Source organism: Streptomyces sp. NPDC050535, assembly GCF_044457665.1.
Lineage (GTDB): Bacteria > Actinomycetota > Actinomycetes > Streptomycetales > Streptomycetaceae > Streptomyces.
Window position 1 is genome coordinate 131221 of the sequence record NZ_JBITHE010000020.1, and the last position, 16696, is coordinate 147916.

Genomic DNA, 16696 nt, shown 5'->3' on the forward strand with positions numbered 1-16696 from the left:
CGTGAACCTGCGCGACAACCTGCGCCGTCTGCTGGTCAGGTTCTATGCACGCAGGGTGGAAGGCCACCTCGACCACGACCAGGTGCCCAAGCACATCGGCGTCATCGTGGACGGCAGCCGCCGCTGGGCGAAGGCCGCCGGCTCCACCGCCGTCGACGGTCACCGCGCGGGGGCCGAGAAGATCGAGGAGTTCCTCGGCTGGTGCACCGAGACGGACGTCGAGGTCGTCACTCTCTGGCTGCTGTCGACGGACAACTTCAGCCGCCCGCCGGAGGAGCTGGGACCCCTCCTCGGCATCATCGAGGACGTCGTTCGCACCCTCGCCGCCGACGGCCGCTGGCGCGTCCACCACGTGGGCACGCCCGACCTGCTGCCCACCCGGATGCAGCACGCCCTCAAGGAGGCCGAGGAGTCCACGGCGCACGTCGACGGGATACTGGTCAACGTGGCAATCGGCTACGGCGGCCGCCAAGAGATCGCCGACGCCGTGCGCTCGATGATCCTCGAAGCCGCCGAGAAGGGCTCCTCCATCGAGGAGATCGCCGAGTCCGTCGACATCGACCGCATCGGCAAGCACCTCTACACCAGCGATCAGCCCGACCCCGATCTCGTGATCCGTACGAGTGGCGAGCAGCGGCTGTCCGGATTCATGCTGTGGCAGACGGCGCACTCCGAGTACTACTTCTGCGAGGTCTTCTGGCCGGCCTTCCGCAAGGTCGACTTCCTGCGCGCCCTGCGTGACTACGCGGCGCGACACCGCCGCTACGGCGGCTGATCCGCAGGTCGCCTCAGGACGTCGTACGGGACACGCGTCATCTGGAGTTTACGAACGCGTCGTCATGTCTCTTGGCATGGCCCGGCGCGATCGAGGGCATACCCCTTCCAGGTCGACGCCCGAATCACGGGTGTCGGATCTCAGCGGACGGCACGGGGCCGTCCGCCCGGGAGGCCCTTTGCACCAGCCCGACCGTGCGGTCAGTACGGACGAAGCGGAGGGCCGGTTTTCGGCCCGCGCATCGGTGCCGCAGACCGGTCCAGATCTCCTCCGTCGCTCCCCGACCTCATCCGAGGGGGTACGTCCTTCCGTGGTGACCAGCACAAAGCGCCGTATGCCAGACCGGCGCACCTATGTTATCGACACCAGCGTCCTGCTGGCCGACCCGAACGCCCTGAACCGCTTCGACGAGCACGAAGTAGTGCTGCCGATCGTCGTGGTCACGGAGTTGGAGGCCAAGAGGCACCATCCCGAACTCGGCTACTTCGCCAGGCAGGCACTGCGCCTGCTCGACGAGTTCCGGGTGAGGTTCGGCCGCCTCGACGCCCCTCTCCCGATCGGGGATCTCGGAGGGACGCTTCGTGTCGAGCTCAATCACTCGGACCCCAGCGTGCTGCCCAGCGGCTACCGCCTGGGTGACAACGACTCCCGCATCCTCGCGGTGGCCCGCAACCTCCAGGCCGAGGGCTACGACGTCACCGTCGTGTCGAAGGACCTGCCGCTCAGGATCAAGGCCTCCTCCGTCGGACTCCTCGCCGAGGAGTACCGCGCGGAGCTCGCCATCACGGGCAACTCCGGCTGGACCGGAATGTCCGAACTGACCCTCGCGGGCGAGCAGGTGGACATCCTCTTCGACGAGGGCCACGCCTACGTTCCCGAGGCGGCCGAGCTGCCGGTGCACACGGGCCTGACGATCCAGTCGGAGCGCGGCAAGGCCCTGGGCCGCGTCACGCCCGAGGGCGACGTCCGGCTCGTACGCGGTGATCGCGAGGCCTTCGGCATCAAGGGCCGCAGCGCCGAGCAGCGCATCGCGCTCGATCTGCTCCTGGATCCGGACATCGGGATCGTGTCGATGGGCGGCCGGGCCGGCACCGGCAAGTCCGCGCTCGCGCTCTGCGCGGGCCTGGAAGCCGTCCTGGAGCGGCGTCAGCACCAGAAGGTGATGGTCTTCCGGCCGCTGTACGCGGTGGGCGGGCAGGAGCTCGGCTATCTGCCCGGCTCCGAGTCCGAGAAGATGAGCCCGTGGGCACAGGCCGTCTTCGACACCCTGTCGGCCGTCACCTCGCGCGAGGTCATCGAAGAGGTCACCGCACGCGGCATGCTGGAGGTCCTGCCGCTCACCCACATCCGCGGCCGCTCCCTCCACGACGCCTTCGTGATCGTGGACGAGGCACAGTCGCTGGAGCGGAATGTGCTGCTGACGGTGCTGTCCCGAATCGGTGCCAATTCACGGGTCGTTCTCACCCATGACGTGGCACAGCGGGACAACCTGCGGGTCGGCCGGTACGACGGTGTGGTCGCCGTGGTCGAGAAGTTGAAGGGCCATCCGCTTTTCGCGCACGTGACCCTGAACCGGTCCGAGAGGTCCCAGATCGCGGCACTAGTGACCGAAATGCTGGAGGACGGGCAAATCTGAACCATCTGACCCACCTGGACCCGTTCCGGCAATCGGTGGCGGATGCACGGTAGTTGGCGCCGTCCGGCAAAGGCGAAAAGCTTAGCCGGGCGGCGTCTTGCTGCGCGCTCGTTTCCGGCAATCTCCCGGGGCAAACGAAGTGTGAGCTTTCACACGCAACTCGGAATTGCCTCCCGGCGTCGGGTTACGGCAGAGTCTCACTCCTGTCAGGCCCCGCATACGACACACCTGTACCCCCAGCGGTACGGCACCACAGGAACTCAGAACTCCATAGAGCCGTCGTATGCCGCCCGCGCACCACGTGGCGCTCCCCGCAAGGGAGTTGCCCACCGGGCCCGTGCCTCCCGTGACCCCGCAGTTGGGAGGCCAGCGCCAAGGGGCACGATTGCGTCCGCGAGGGTCACCTAAGCGGTCGATGCTGGAAGGAAACCGAGTGAGCCGGATTTCGGTCCGGGGATTCGCAGTGGCTTCGGCCACCGCGGTCACCGCTGTCGGAAGCGTCGTCGGAGTTGCCTCGGGCAGCACCGCCGCGCCATCGAGCGACGCTGAGGCGACGGCAAGCGACGCGACTCTCCTCGCGGACATACCCGCGGGCCAGCAGGCCCAGGTGCAGACCGCATCCCTGACGCAGCAGGCGACCGCTCAGGCCATCCAGGCCGACGCGAGCGCCAAGAAGGACGCGGAGGAAGCTGCCCGTAAGCAGGCCGCCGAGAACGCCGTCGCGAAGCAGAAGGCCGCGGAGAAGGCCGCGGAGAAGGCAGAACAGGAAGCCAAGGAACGCAAGGAAGCCGAGGAAGTAGCGAGCCGCAGCGCGACACGCGACGCCAGCAGCTTCACCGTCCAGGCCTCCTACACCACCGCGCAGATCCAGGCGATGGCCCAGTCCATGGTGCCGAGCGCTCAGTACCAGTGCTTCAGCAACATCGTGGACCACGAGTCGAGCTGGAACTACACGGCCGTCAACGCCTCCTCCGGTGCCTACGGTCTCTTCCAGGCCCTGCCCGGATCAAAGATGGTCTCCGCCGGTTCCGACTGGCAGACCAACCCGGCCACACAGATCAAGTGGGGCCTCAGCTACATGAACGACCGCTATGGCAGCCCCTGCGAAGCCTGGTCGTTCTGGCAGGCCAACAACTGGTACTAGCCGCGCGAAGTGCGCCGGCCGCTCAACCTTTCGGAGCCCCTCACCGTCATACGGTGAGGGGCTTCGGCCATGTACGGTCGGATTCGACGACTCCAGGGGGAGTGGTGGGGAGGAACGGGGGAACACGACCGATCATGTCGCGCGTACCAGGATGGCTCGGCCACATCGGTGCCGGACTGACCGAGCTGGGCAAGAAGTTGGACGAGCGGCGGGCCGAGGTGGAGCGGGAGTCGCAGTCAGAGCCGGACGGACAGCCGGACCGGGACACCCCCTCACACGGCGCGCCCTCGACGGAGGCCAGGCCCCCGGGGGACTCCCCCTCCCTGTGGGAGACCGGGACCCCGCCGGAGGCGACGGCTCCGGGGGACGCTCCGCCCGCACCGGGCGGCCGGCCCGCGTCGCCCGCGCCCGGTTCCCATGACGCGGCCGCGGCCTCCGATGTCTCCGACCTCGCCGGTCCGCCCGCCGACCCCGCCTCGCCCCGCACCCCGGCTCCCGTTCGCACCGCCGCCTCTCCGACGTACGTGACCTCGGTGACGGCCCGCCCCGACCCGGCCGTGGCCGTGCCGTGGGGTGTACGGGTCGCGGCCGAGGCCGGCTGGCGGCTGCTCGTACTCGCGGGCACCCTCTGGGTGTTGATGCGGGTCATCAGCGCCGTGCAGCTCGTGGTGTTCGCCTTCGTGGCCGCACTGCTCATCACCGCGATACTGCAGCCCGCCGTCGCCCAGCTGAAGCGCTACGGAGTGCCGCGAGGGCTGGCCACCGCGCTCACCGCGATCCTCGGCTTCGTCGTCATCGGCCTGATGGGCTGGTTCGTCGTCTGGCAGATCCAGGAGAACATCGACACCCTCTCCGACCAGATCCAGGACGGCGTCGACGAACTGCGGAACTGGCTCCTCAACAGCCCGTTCCACGTGACCGACAAGCAGATCAACGAGACCGCCGAGAACCTGCGGGACGCGATCGGCACCAACACGGACCAGATCACGTCGGCGGGCCTGGAAGGCGTCACGGTCATCGTCGAGGGCCTCACCGGCATCCTGCTCGCGATGTTCTCGACGCTGTTCCTGCTCTACGACGGCAAGCAGATCTGGCAGTGGACGCTCAAGCTGGTGCCGGCGGCGGCCCGCCCGGGTGTCGCGGGCGCGGGGCCGCGTGCCTGGCGCACCCTCACCGCGTACGTCCGGGGCACGGTGGTGGTGGCGTTGATCGACGCGATCTTCATCGGCCTCGGCATCTACTTCCTCGACGTGCCGATGGCCGTGCCGCTCGCCGTCTTCATCTTCCTGGGCGCGTTCATCCCGCTCGTCGGCGCGGTGATCTCGGGTGCGCTGGCGGTGGTGGTCGCGCTGGTGACACAGGGCCCCTTCACCGCGGTCATGGTGCTGGTCGTGGTCCTCGCCGTGCAGCAGATCGAGGGACACATCCTCCAGCCGTTCATTCTCGGGCGGGCCGTACGGGTCCATCCGCTCGCGGTCGTCCTGTCGGTCGCCGCGGGCGGAATGGTCGCCGGGATCGGCGGAGCGGTGGTGGCCGTGCCGCTGGTGGCCGTCACCAACACCGTGGTCGGCTATCTGCGTTCGTACCACTCCGGGGAGCCCCCGGAGGCCGCGGCGGAGGACGTGGATCCGGCGCACCGGCCGGTGCCGTAGGCCGTCGGCGGGGTCCCGGGATCCTGGCTCCCGGGACCTCCGCACCGCGCCGGACGACCTGAGGACCTCGGGCCCCGGCCTGGAGAAGCGTCCCGGTGACAAAACCGTGACAATGCCACCTGACCTGCGCTTTCACCCTCTCCATCAAGATCTATACACGGCATGTATACACGCCATGTATACCCCGTGTGTAGAGTCCCCTCCATGTCCATCGGTCACACCCTTCTGGGACTCCTCGAGTCCGGCCCCCGTCACGGTTACGACCTGAAGCGGGCCTTCGACGAACAGTTCGGCCACGACCGGCCGCTGCACTACGGCCAGGTCTACTCGACGATGTCGCGCCTCCTGAAGAACGGCCTCGTGGAGGTCGACGGGATAGAGGCGGGCGGCGGCCCCGAACGCAAGCGGTACGCGATCACCGAGGCCGGAATCACCGACGTACAGCAATGGCTCGCGACCCCCGAGAAGCCCGAGCCCTACCTCCAGTCGACCCTCTACACGAAGGTCGTCCTCGCGCTGCTCACCAAGCGCGACGCGAGCGAGATCCTCGACACCCAGCGCTCGGAACACCTGCGCATGATGCGCATCCTCACCGACCGCAAGCGCAAGGGCGACCTCGCGGACCAACTGATCTGCGACCACGCCCTCTTCCACCTCGAGGCCGACCTGCGGTGGCTGGAACTGACCGCCGCACGCCTCGACCGACTCGCCGAGTCGGTGACGGCACGATGACCCCTACGACGACTGCGACCTCCATGAATCCGATGACTCCTCCGCCCGGGTCCCTGCTGACCGCCTCGGAGCTGCGCAAGGCGTACGGACCGACGACCGCGCTGGACGGCGCGGACTTCTCCATCCACCCCGGCGAGGTCGTCGCCGTGATGGGCCCCTCCGGCTCCGGCAAGTCCACCCTGCTCCACTGCCTCGCCGGAATCGTGCCGCCCGACTCCGGCTCGATCATGTACAACGGCCGCGAGATGGCCACGATGAACGACGCGCAGCGCAGCGCCCTGCGGCGTACCGAGTTCGGCTTCGTCTTCCAGTTCGGGCAGCTCGTACCCGAGCTGACCTGCGTCGAGAACGTCGCCCTGCCCCTGCGGCTCAACGGCACCGGCCGGAAGGAGGCCGAGCGCACCGCGCTGGCGCGGATGGAACAGCTCGAGGTCGACGACCTCAGGGGCAAGCGGCCCGGCGAGGTCTCCGGCGGCCAGGGCCAGCGCGTGGCGGTGGCCCGCTCGCTGGTCACCAACCCCCGGGTGCTGTTCGCCGACGAACCGACCGGCGCGCTCGACTCGCTCAACGGCGAGCGCGTGATGGACCTGCTCACCGAGGCGGCCCGCTCCACCAACGCCGCCGTCGTGCTCGTCACGCACGAGGCACGGGTCGCCGCGTACTCCGACCGCGAGATCGTCGTACGCGACGGAAAGTCCCGGGACATGGAGCGGATCGTATGAGGGCGTGGGGGGTCCGCCAGTGGTCCAGGGACCTGGCCATGGGCATGAGGTTCGCCTTCACCGGCGGACGCGAGGGATGGATCAGGGTCCTGCTCACGGCCGTCGGCGTCGGGCTGGGCGTGGCACTGCTGCTGCTCACCGCCGCCGTACCGAGCGCCCTGTCCGCCCGGCACGACCGGGAGAACGCGCGGACCGACATCACGTTCAGCGACGCACGGCAGCCGAAGGCCGACAACACGCTGATCGTCGCGAACGTCGGCACCACCTACCGCGAAAAGGACGTCCGAGGGAGGCAGTTGGAGCCCGAAGGGCCCCGGGCGCCGCTCCCGCCGGGCGTCGCGAAGTTCCCCGCACCCGGCGAGATGGTGGTCTCTCCCGCGCTGGACAAGCTGCTGAAGTCGGACAGCGGGAAGCTGCTGCGGGAGCGGCTGCCGTACCGCGTCGTCGGCACCATCGGCGAGCCCGGGCTCATCGGCTCGGCCGAACTCGCCTTCTACGCGGGCGGCGAGGGGCTGGCGTCCAGGATCACCGGCGGCCGGGTGTCCCGCATCGACTCCTTCGGGGATCCGAAGCCGTTCTCCGAGCCGCTGGACCCCGTACTGATCCTGCTGATCCTCGTCATGTTCGTGGTACTGCTGACGCCCGTCGGCGTCTTCATCGCGGCGGCCGTACGGTTCGGCGGCGAGCGGCGCGACCGCAGGCTCGCGGCGCTGCGCCTGGTCGGCTCCGACAGCCGGATGACCCGACGGATCGCCGCGGGCGAAGCGCTCGCGGGCGCCGTGGTCGGTCTCGTCTTCGGAACCGGCTTCTTCCTCCTCGGCCGTGAGGTCGCGGGCTCCGTCGAGGTCCTCGACGTCAGCGTGTTCCCGAGCTACATGAACCCGACGCCCGCGCTGGCCGCGCTGGTCGCCCTCGCGGTCCCGGCCGCGGCGGTGCTGGTCACCCTGCTCGCGCTGCGCGGTGTGGTCATCGAACCGCTCGGCGTGGTGCGCTCGGCACGGCCCGCCCGGCGCCGGCTGTGGTGGCGGCTGCTGCTGCCGCTGGGCGGACTCGCGATGCTCTACCCGATGATCGGGCAGGGCCGGGAGGACGGGGACTTCAACCAGTACCTGGTGATCGGCGGCGTCATCCTGCTGCTCATCGGCGTCACCGCGCTGTTGCCGTGGATCGTCGAGGCCGTCGTCGCCCGGCTCGGCTCCGGCGGCGTCGCCTGGCAACTGGCCGTCCGAAGGCTCCAGTTGAGCAGCGGTACGGCGGCCCGCATGGTCAACGGCATAGCGGTGGCGGTGGCCGGGGCGATCGCCCTTCAGATGCTGTTCGCCGGCGTCGAGAACGACTACACCAAGGTCTCCCAGAACGACCTGACCCGCGCGCAGATGCAGGTGCCCCTGCCGAGCGGAATCCCGCTCGCCCAGGCCGCCGAGAAGTTCGGGCGGACCAAGGGAGTCACCGGGGTCACGGCGTACGGCGAGGGCTACCTCGGCGACCGCAGGACGGACCCCAAGCTGTCGGGAGCGTTCACCGTCGGCGACTGCGCCGCCCTGCGCGAGGTGGCGACACTCCCCTCGTGCCGTGACGGCGACGTCTTCGCCCTCGCGGACACCGACTACGACACCGACACGAAGGCACTGGCCAAGCTGGGCACAACGCTCTACCTGGACCCCTCCTACAGCGACATTCCGGACCCCACGGAAGAGATGGCCTGGACCCTGCCGCGGCACCTGGAGCAGGCCAAGCCGCGCATGGACATGACCGGTCTGTACCGCAGCGGTTTCCTGGTCACGCCGAGCGCCCTCCCGGCGAAGGCCGCAGCGGCCATCGACGGCCAGATCTACCTCAGGACCGACGAGTCGGTGCCGGACGTGCACGAGTTCGTACGGAACACGGCGGCGGGCATCAGCCCGCTCGCCGACCCCTACCTGTGGACGGAGAGCGAACGGTCCGACCGCTACACCTCCATCCGCACCGGCCTGTTCGTCGGGGCCACCTGCGTCCTCTTCCTCATCGGCGCGAGCCTGCTGGTCTCCCAGCTCGAGCAACTGCGCGAACGCAAGAAGCTCCTCTCCGCCCTCGTCGCCTTCGGCACCCGGCGCCGCACGCTGAGCCTGTCCGTGCTCTGGCAGACCGCGATCCCGATCACCCTCGGCCTGGCCCTCGCCTCGGTGGTGGGCATCACCCTGGGAACGGTCCTGCTGAAGATGGCGTCCACCCCGGTACGACTGGACTGGGCGAGCGTCCTGTCGATGACCGGCATCGGCGCGGGAGTCGTGGTCCTGGTGACCCTGCTCAGCCTGCCGCCGCTGCTGAGGCTGATGCGGCCGGACGGACTGCGCACCGAATAGGCCCGGCGGCCCGCCAAGGGCACTACGGGAACGGGAGCGACAACTCAGAGAACACGTACGGGCAATGGCCGCAGCGCTTCCCGGAGCGCTGCGGCCAGCTCCTCGTACTCGCCCCCGCGCGCCGCCCCCGTACGCATCGCCAGCGCGATCCGCCGGGTCGGCGCCGGGTCGGCGAAGTAGCCGGTGAGGAGCTGGTCGCTGCGGGTCGTCTCGACCCTGACGGCGGTACGCGGGAGCAGCGTCACGCCGAGGCCGCCGGCCACTAGCTGGACGAGGGTGGAGAGCCCGGCGGCGGTCGTGGTGACGGGGGCGTCCGCGCGGCCGGCCTCCCGGCAGATGTCCAGCGCCTGGTCCCGCAGACAGTGCCCCTCGTCGAGCAGCAGCAGATTCAGCTCCCGCAGGGCCTCGCGCGGAATCTCCCGCTGCCCGCCCAGCGAGTGGTCCAGCGGAGTCACCAGCACGAAGTCCTCGTCGAACAGCGGGAGTTCGACGACTCCGGGCACGCCGAGCGGCACGGCGAGCAGCAGCAGGTCGAGCCTGCCGACCGAGAGCCCCTCCAGCAGGTTCGCGGTCTGCTCCTCGTGGACCTGGAGATCGAGATCCGGGTAGCGGTCGTGGACCAGCCTGAGCACGGTGGGCAGCAGATACGGTGCGACGGTCGGAATCACCCCGAGCCGCAACGCCCCCGTGAACGGCGCCCGCACCGCCTCCGCCTCCTCCAGCAACGCCCCGACCTCGTCGAGCACCGCCTTCGCCCGTACGGCGAGACGCTCCCCGGCGGGCGACAGCAGCACCTTCCGCGTCGTCCGCTCCAGCAACGTCACTCCGAGTGTCTCCTCCAACGCGGAGACCGCCCCCGACAACGCGGGCTGACTCATCCCGATCGCCCCCGCGGCATCCCGGAAGTGCAAATGCTCAGCCACAGCGGCAAAGGCCCGAAGCTGAGCGAGGGTGGGCTGCCGCCGCCCGTTTCCCGTCGCTCTCGTGCTCTTGGCCATGGGCCAACTCCCCACTCATAGTGACTGATACTTCCTATCGATCAATTAGAGTGAGTATAGCTATTTCACTAATCAATGCAGCTTGTGCCAGCATTGACTTCGTCCAACCCATGAGGAACGCCTCGGATGACGGGCGTTCCCTCGCCGCAAGGAGAGCGTGTGCTCACTGTTGGTGACAAGTTCCCTGAGTTCGACCTGACCGCCTGTGTCTCGCTGGAGAAGGGTGCGGAGTTCGAGGAGATCAACCACAAGACCTACGAGGGCAAGTGGAAGATCATCTTCGCGTGGCCCAAGGACTTCACCTTCGTGTGCCCCACCGAGATCGCGGCCTTCGGCAAACTGAACGACGAGTTCGCCGACCGTGACGCCCAGGTGCTCGGCTTCTCCGGCGACTCCGAGTTCGTGCACCACGCCTGGCGCAAGGACCACGACGATCTGCGTGACCTGCCCTTCCCGATGCTGGCCGACTCCAAGCACGAGCTCATGCGTGACCTCGGCATCGAGGGCGAGGACGGCTTCGCCAAGCGTGCCGTCTTCATTGTCGATCAGAACAACGAGATCCAGTTCTCGATGGTGACCGCCGGTTCCGTGGGGCGTAATCCCAAGGAGGTGCTGCGGGTGCTGGACGCCCTGCAGACCGATGAGCTGTGCCCGTGCAACTGGACCAAGGGCGAGAACACCCTCGACCCGGTCGCGCTGCTGGCCGGTGAGTGACCCCTTATGGCTCTCGATGAACTGAAGTCCGCCGTACCGGACTACGCGAAGGACCTGCGCCTCAACCTCGGCTCGGTCATCGGCAACTCCGACCTTCCCCAGCAGCAGCTGTGGGGCACGGTGCTGGCGTGTGCCATCGCCTCGCGTTCGCCCCGCGTGCTGCGGGAGCTGGAGCCCGAGGCCAGGGCGAACCTGTCCGCCGAGGCGTACACCGCCGCCAAGTCGGCCGCCGCCGTCATGGCGATGAACAACGTCTTCTACCGCACCCGGCACCTGCTCTCCGACCCGGAGTACGGGACGCTGCGCGCCGGTCTGCGGATGAACGTCATCGGCAATCCGGGTGTCGAGAAGGTCGACTTCGAGCTGTGGTCGCTCGCCGTCTCCGCGATCAACGGCTGTGGCCAGTGCCTCGACTCCCACGAGCAGGTGCTCCGCAAGGCCGGGGTGGACCGCGAGACGATCCAGGAGGCGTTCAAGATCGCGGCGGTCATCCAGGCCGTCGGTACGACCCTGGACGCCGAGGCCGTTCTCGCGGAGTAGTCCGCGGTCCGCGGCGGGGAGTGCCCGCAAACGGTTTCGAGGCCCCGTTCGCCCATGGGTAGTTGGGCGGGCGGGGCCTCGGGCTGTCACCGGGTGGCAGGGGGCGAGTCAGCCCTCGGGTTCCCCGGCCGCCGACGGCCGCCCGCGCCGGGGGATCGGCCCGGTCCCGCCCGGCAGTCGCCCCGCCTCCGTGAGCGCCCTGCGCAGCAGGAACTCGATCTGGGCGTTGGCGGAGCGCAGTTCGTCACCGGCCCAGCGGGCCAGCGCGTCATGGACGAGCGGATCCAGCCGCAGCAGCACCTGTTTGCGCTGCCGCGCGGGGCGCCGCCCGGGTGCCGGGCCGGTGCCGGGGTCGGGACCGGAGCCCTCCGGAGGAACGGTCACTGGTAGAGGGACCCCGTGTTCAGGACGGGCTGCGCCGCACGGTCCCCGCACAGCACCACCATCAGGTTCGACACCATGGCCGCCTTCCGTTCGGAGTCCAGCTCCACGATGTCCCGCTCGGAGATCCGGGCGATGGCCGCCTCGACCATCCCGACGGCACCGTCCACGATCTGCCGCCGCGCGGCGACCACCGCTCCCGCCTGCTGCCGCTGGAGCATCGCCGACGCGATCTCGGGAGCGTACGCGAGATGGGTGAAGCGCGACTCGATGATCCGCACACCGGCGGCCTCCACGCGCGCGTGGAGTTCGACGGCGAGCTTCTCGGTGATCTCCTCGGCGTTCCCGCGCAGCGAGAGCCCGGCCTCGTCGTGGGCGTCGTACGGGTACTCGATGGCGATGTGGCGTACGGCCGCCTCGGTCTGGGTGGCGACGAACTCGAGGAAGTCGTCGACCTCGAAGCTGGCCTGCGCGGTGTCCCGGACGTTCCAGACCACGACCGCGGCGAGTTCGATGGGGTTGCCGTAGGCGTCGTTGACCTTGAGGACGGCGGTCTCGTGGTTGCGTACGCGTGTCGAGATCTTGGTGCGGGAGGTCAGCGGGTTGACCCAGCGCAGGCCGTCCTGCCGGATCGTCCCCCGGTACCGCCCGAAGAGCTGGACGACGCGGGCCTCGCCCGGCGCCACGGTGTTCAGCCCGCACATGGCGACGAACGACGCGATGGAGATCGCGATGCCGCCGACGATGAGCGCGGCCTTGGCCCCGGTCCCGTCGACCGTCGTGGCGGTCACGATCATGCCGGCGCCCGCCAGCAGCCCGGCGAGGCCGAGCAGCAGCGCGAGGCCGCCGCCGATGCTGTTCGCGGCGAACTCCCGTACCCGTGGGGCGGGCATGTCCGGTACGTCGGCGGTGGGTGTGGGTGTGGAGTCCTGTGTGGGCATCGGCGTCCCCCGAGCTTCGTAGGTGCGGGCCATGTTCGACCCTTCGCCCATCAGCATAGCTTGGAAATAGCTAAGTGATATCACTTTATCCGCCATGACAACCTTCTGCCCTTCTCGGTCGTCGGTTCCAGTGGGGTGGGAGTGTGTCGCGTGCTGATTCTCACGTCCGTAAAGGACCGGATCGGTAGCCCTTTGTCATAGCGCGCGGTGTTAGTTTTCTGAGCTGACCTGAGCGACGAACCTGTGTGCCACACGAGAGTGAAGCGGAGCGGATCGACCCATGGGACGAGCGGACGAGAGACGAGCGAGGCAGGCGCAGGGACGCCGCCGCGCGGCGCCCAAGCGCTCGGCCGAGGGCAAGGCCGGCCGCCGCACAGGCATACGCAGGTTCCTCAACTGGAAGACGCTGCTCGGTTCGTTCCTCGGTCTGTGCCTGCTCGGCATGGGCGCCTTCATCGTGCTCTACCTGGTCGTCGACGTGCCCGAGGGCAACGCGGCCGCGCAGCAGCAGAGCAACATCTACCAGTACAGCGACGGCTCGTCGCTCGCCCGCACCGGCGAGGTCAACCGCGAGGTCGTGGAACTGGCCAAGGTGCCCAAGGAGGTCCAGCAGACCTTCGTCGCCGCCGAGAACAAGTCCTTCTACACGGACTCGGGAATCGACTTCAAGGGCACGGCCCGCGGTCTGGTCAACACCCTGTCGGGCAAGGGCCTTCAGGGCGGGTCGACGATCACCCAGCAGTACGTCAAGAACTTCTACCTCACCCAGGACCAGACCGTCACGCGCAAGCTGAAGGAAATGGTCATCTCCCTGAAGGTGGACCAGAAGCAGTCCAAGGACGACATCCTCGCGGGCTACATCAACACCAGCTACTACGGCCGCACCGCGTACGGCATCCAGGCCGCGGCGCAGGCGTACTACCGCGTCGACGCGAGCGACCTCTCCGTCGCGCAGGGCGCGTACCTCGCCTCCCTCCTCCAGGCGCCGAGCCAGTACGACTGGTCGGCCGCCACGGCGACCGGCAAGAAGCTGGTCACGGCCCGCTGGAACTACACCCTGGACAACATGGTCGAGCAGGGCTGGCTGGACTCCGCCGAGCGGGACGGCATGAAGTTCCCGGTACCCAAGGACCCCCAGGGCGCGCCCGGCATGGAGGGGCAGACCGGCTATCTGGTGGAGGCGGCGAACAACGCGCTGGCGGACCAGCTCGTCACCGAGGGCACCGCCGACAACCTGGACGAGGCCAAGGCGCTGGTCGACGCGGGCGGCTGGACCATCGAGCTCAACATCGACAAGAAGAAGCAGGCGCAGCTCGAGGCCGCTGTGAAGAAGCAGCTGACCAGCAAGCTGGACGGCAAGAAGCGGGATGTCGACGCGGACGTCCAGGCCGGTGCGGCCTCCGTCGACCCGAAGACCGGCAAGGTCCTGGCGATGTACGGCGGTGTGGACTACTTCAAGCACTACATCAACAACGCCACCCGCGACGACTACCAGCCCGCCTCCACCTTCAAGCCGCTGATCTTCGCGGCGGCCCTCGAGCAGAGCGCCAAGACGCAGGACGACAAGCCGATCACGGCGAGCACGGTCTACGACGGTACGAGCGGCCGCGCGGTCAAGGGCAGCGACATCGCCTTCGCGCCGCCGAACGAGGACGACCAGGACTACGGCAGGGTCACCGTCCAGACCGCGATGAACAAGTCCATCAACTCCGTCTTCGCGCAGATGGGCGTCGACGTCGGGATGGACAACGTGCTGAAGGTCGCTGGCGAGCTCGGCATGAACACCAAGGGAGTGCAGGCGGTGCCCGCGCAGACGCTGGGCACCATGGGCGCGAGCCCGCTGGAGATGGCGGGCGCCTACGCCACCCTCGACAATCACGGCAAGAAGGTCACCCCGGCCGTCGTGGCGTCGGCCGAACACAAGGACCGGGCGGTCAAGTTCGCCGATCCGATCGGCGAGCAGATCATCAGTGAGGAGGCGGCCGACACGGTCACCTCCGTACTGACCGGTGTGGTCGACGACGGTACGGCCCGGGCCTCGGTGGCCCAGGCGCCCGACCGCAAGGGCCAGCAGGTCGCGGGCAAGACGGGTACGTCGGACGACAACAAGTCGGCCTGGTTCACCGGCTACACGCCGAACCTGGTCACCTCGGTCGGCCTGTTCGGTGAGGGCGCGGTCGGCTCCAAGAACGCGGGCAAGCAGGTGACCCTGAAGGGCGCCGCGGGCGGCGGTCGTGTCAACGGCGGTGGTTTCCCGGCCGAGATCTGGGCGGAGTACACCTTCGGCGTGATGGGCAAGGTCACCAAGTTCGACCTGGACACCACGCAGGGTGCGGCGGTGGCGCCCACCGAGACGCCCACCATCACGCCGACGCCCACCATCACGCCCTCGCCGACGCCGACCACCGAAGAGCCGACGACCGAGCCGCCGACGAGCAGCAGCCCGCCCGCGTCCCCGTCGGACGAGCCGTCGACCACCGAGCCGACGACCGAGGAGCCGAGCTCTCCCGTGGCGACGACGAGCGGACCCTCGACTCCGGAGGATCCCCAGGACCCGGACAGTCCGTGAGCGTGATGAGGGGGCGCCCGGTGGTGGATCACCGGGCGCCCCCTCACTCGTACGAACTCAGCCGCCGTTGACGGCGTTCGCGATCCGGTCGCCGACCTCCTTGTCGACGTTGCGCCAGTACTGGATGGCGCGGTCGAGGACCGGGCGCGACACGTCGGCCTTCAGATGGCCGCTGACGTTGGACACCAGCCGGTCGCGTTCCGCGTCGTTCAGCACCTGGCGGACCATCGTGCCCGCCTGGCCCCAGTCGTCGTCCTCGCGGTGCCGCCTGGTCGCCTCGCGCACCAGCTCGCCGGCGGTCTGCCAGCTCGCGGGGTCGCCGAAGCGTCCGTAGTCGGCCGCGGGACCGCCGTAGGAGTTGGGCGCGTACGGCATCGCCGCGTTGGACGCCTCGTACCGCATCGGGCCGTCCTTGGCGTACGAGTTCACCGGGGAGCGCGGCCGGTTGGGCGGCAGCTGGGTGTAGTTCGGGCCGATCCGGTACCGGTGGGTGTCCGGGTACGAGAACAGCCGGCCCAGCAGCATCTTGTCGGGCGAGGGGCCGATGCCCGGCACCAGGTTCGACGGCTCGAAAGCCGCCTGCTCGATGTGGATGAAGTGGTCGTCCGGGTTCTCGTCGAGGGTCATCCGGCCGACGTCGATCAGCGGGTAGTCCCCGTGCGGCCAGACCTTGGTCAGGTCGAACGGGTTGAAGCGGTAGTCCGCCGCGTCCTCGAACGGCATGATCTGGACCTTGAGGGACCAGCTCGGCGCGTTCCCGGACTCGATCGACTCGTACAGGTCCCGGCGGTGCTTGTCCGCGTCGCTGCCGGCCAGCTCGTCCGCCTCGGCCTGGGTGAGGAACTCGATGCCCTGGTCGGTCTTGAAGTGGTACTTCACCCAGAACCGCTCACCGGAGCCGTTGATCCACATGTAGGTGTGGGAGCCGTAGCCGTTCATGTGGCGGTACGTCTTCGGGACGCCCCGGTCGCCCATCAGCCAGGTCACCTGGTGCGCCGACTCGGGGGAGAGGGTCCAGAAGTCCCACTGCATGTCGTTGCTGCGCAGCCCGGTGGCCGGGTGGCGCTTCTGCGAGCGGATGAAGTCCTGGAACTTGATCGTGTCACGGACGAAGAAGACCGGGGTGTTGTTGCCCACGAGGTCGTAGTTGCCGTGCTCGGTATAGAACTTGAGCGCGAAGCCGCGGGGGTCGCGCCAGGTGTCGGGCGAGCCCATCTCGCCGGCGACGGTGGAGAACCGTGCCAGCATGTCGGTGCGCTTGCCCGGCTGGAAGAGGTCGGCCTTGGTGAACTGGCTGACGTCGTTGGTGACTTCGAAGAAGCCGTACGCGCCACTGCCCTTGGCGTGCACCACCCGCTCGGGGACCCGCTCCCGGTTGAACTGGGCCATCTTCTCGATGAGGTAGTGGTCCTGGAGCAGGATCGGGCCGTCGGGACCCACGGTGAGCGAGTGTTCGTCGCTCTCCACCGGAATTCCGACGTTGTTCGTGGTGTAAGGAGCCTTCTGGGATGCCTGCGTCACGAGCGTCCTCCCGTCGAAGAAGAGGGTCG

The 16696-nt window shown here is 68.8% G+C and carries 14 protein-coding genes; 10 read left to right on the top strand and 4 right to left on the bottom strand.

The annotated features are described in order from the left end of the window. Nucleotide 1: 1 nt before the first annotated feature. From ACIBLC_RS33060 to ACIBLC_RS33090, 7 genes are all read left to right on the top strand, one after another. On the top strand, nt 2–775 hold the full coding sequence (locus tag ACIBLC_RS33060) for an isoprenyl transferase (protein WP_399215034.1): 774 nt from the start codon (nt 2–4) through the stop codon (nt 773–775). A gap of 310 nt (nt 776–1085) precedes the next feature. Further along, nucleotides 1086–2411: a PhoH family protein gene (locus tag ACIBLC_RS33065; RefSeq protein ID WP_399215036.1), complete on the top strand. Its 1326-nt coding sequence runs from the start codon at nt 1086–1088 to the stop codon at nt 2409–2411. Between the two features lie 415 nt (nt 2412–2826). Further along, complete coding sequence (locus tag ACIBLC_RS33070; RefSeq protein WP_399215037.1) at nt 2827–3555, top strand: transglycosylase SLT domain-containing protein; 729 nt, start codon at nt 2827–2829, stop codon at nt 3553–3555. A gap of 134 nt (nt 3556–3689) precedes the next feature. Then, the gene (locus ACIBLC_RS33075) at nt 3690–5207 is read left to right on the top strand and encodes an AI-2E family transporter (RefSeq protein WP_399215038.1); all 1518 of its coding nucleotides are present in this window, start codon (nt 3690–3692) and stop codon (nt 5205–5207) included. Nucleotides 5208–5411: 204 nt separating this feature from the next. Continuing rightward, complete coding sequence (locus tag ACIBLC_RS33080; RefSeq protein WP_399215039.1) at nt 5412–5939, top strand: PadR family transcriptional regulator; 528 nt, start codon at nt 5412–5414, stop codon at nt 5937–5939. A gap of 32 nt (nt 5940–5971) precedes the next feature. Beyond that, nucleotides 5972–6661, top strand: a complete 690-nt coding sequence (locus tag ACIBLC_RS33085; protein WP_399215040.1) for an ABC transporter ATP-binding protein — start codon at nt 5972–5974, stop codon at nt 6659–6661. Then, nucleotides 6658–9003, top strand: a complete 2346-nt coding sequence (locus ACIBLC_RS33090; protein ID WP_399215041.1) for an ABC transporter permease — start codon at nt 6658–6660, stop codon at nt 9001–9003. The genes ACIBLC_RS33085 and ACIBLC_RS33090 overlap by 4 nt, the downstream gene beginning before the upstream one ends. Before the next feature lie 44 nt (nt 9004–9047). Here ACIBLC_RS33090 and ACIBLC_RS33095 read toward each other — a convergent pair whose 3' ends face one another. Next, the gene (locus ACIBLC_RS33095) at nt 9048–10001 is read right to left on the bottom strand and encodes a LysR substrate-binding domain-containing protein (protein WP_399215042.1); all 954 of its coding nucleotides are present in this window, start codon (nt 9999–10001) and stop codon (nt 9048–9050) included. A 159-nt stretch (nt 10002–10160) separates the two neighbouring features. On the opposite strand from ACIBLC_RS33095, the gene ACIBLC_RS33100 reads away from it, so the two are divergent. Next, a complete protein-coding gene (locus ACIBLC_RS33100; RefSeq protein WP_399215043.1) occupies nt 10161–10715 on the top strand; it encodes a peroxiredoxin in 555 nt (184 codons plus the stop codon). Between the two features lie 6 nt (nt 10716–10721). Then, entirely contained in the window at nt 10722–11255 is a 534-nt protein-coding gene (locus ACIBLC_RS33105; protein ID WP_399215044.1) for an alkyl hydroperoxide reductase, read from the top strand. A 108-nt stretch (nt 11256–11363) separates the two neighbouring features. Here the strand turns inward: ACIBLC_RS33105 and ACIBLC_RS33110 are convergent, their stop codons facing one another. Continuing rightward, nucleotides 11364–11639 (bottom strand): hypothetical protein, encoded by a 276-nt coding sequence (locus tag ACIBLC_RS33110; protein WP_399215045.1) that lies wholly within the window; start codon nt 11637–11639, stop codon nt 11364–11366. Then, nucleotides 11636–12577: an SPFH domain-containing protein gene (locus tag ACIBLC_RS33115; RefSeq protein ID WP_399215079.1), complete on the bottom strand. Its 942-nt coding sequence runs from the start codon at nt 12575–12577 to the stop codon at nt 11636–11638. The genes ACIBLC_RS33110 and ACIBLC_RS33115 overlap by 4 nt, the downstream gene beginning before the upstream one ends. A 280-nt stretch (nt 12578–12857) precedes the next feature. Between ACIBLC_RS33115 and ACIBLC_RS33120 the strand changes: the two genes are divergently transcribed. Beyond that, entirely contained in the window at nt 12858–15146 is a 2289-nt protein-coding gene (locus ACIBLC_RS33120) for a transglycosylase domain-containing protein (protein ID WP_399215046.1), read from the top strand. 57 nt (nt 15147–15203) lie between these two features. On the opposite strand, the gene ACIBLC_RS33125 is transcribed toward ACIBLC_RS33120, so the two are convergent. Further along, complete coding sequence (locus tag ACIBLC_RS33125; protein WP_399215047.1) at nt 15204–16667, bottom strand: catalase; 1464 nt, start codon at nt 16665–16667, stop codon at nt 15204–15206. Nucleotides 16668–16696: the final 29 nt, after the last annotated feature.

Excerpts from the sequence above, each read along its gene's own strand:
- ACIBLC_RS33070 (WP_399215037.1), top strand. The coding sequence starts at position 2,827 with ATGCTGGAAGGAAACCGAGTGAGCCGGATTTCGGTCCGGGGATTCGCA.
- ACIBLC_RS33075 (WP_399215038.1), top strand. The coding sequence starts at position 3,690 with ATGTCGCGCGTACCAGGATGGCTCGGCCACATCGGTGCCGGACTGACC.
- ACIBLC_RS33080 (WP_399215039.1), top strand. The coding sequence starts at position 5,412 with ATGTCCATCGGTCACACCCTTCTGGGACTCCTCGAGTCCGGCCCCCGT.
- ACIBLC_RS33085 (WP_399215040.1), top strand. The coding sequence starts at position 5,972 with ATGACTCCTCCGCCCGGGTCCCTGCTGACCGCCTCGGAGCTGCGCAAG.
- ACIBLC_RS33090 (WP_399215041.1), top strand. The coding sequence starts at position 6,658 with ATGAGGGCGTGGGGGGTCCGCCAGTGGTCCAGGGACCTGGCCATGGGC.
- ACIBLC_RS33095 (WP_399215042.1), bottom strand. The coding sequence starts at position 10,001 with ATGGCCAAGAGCACGAGAGCGACGGGAAACGGGCGGCGGCAGCCCACC.
- ACIBLC_RS33105 (WP_399215044.1), top strand. The coding sequence starts at position 10,722 with ATGGCTCTCGATGAACTGAAGTCCGCCGTACCGGACTACGCGAAGGAC.
- ACIBLC_RS33115 (WP_399215079.1), bottom strand. The coding sequence starts at position 12,577 with ATGCCCACACAGGACTCCACACCCACACCCACCGCCGACGTACCGGAC.
- ACIBLC_RS33120 (WP_399215046.1), top strand. The coding sequence starts at position 12,858 with ATGGGACGAGCGGACGAGAGACGAGCGAGGCAGGCGCAGGGACGCCGC.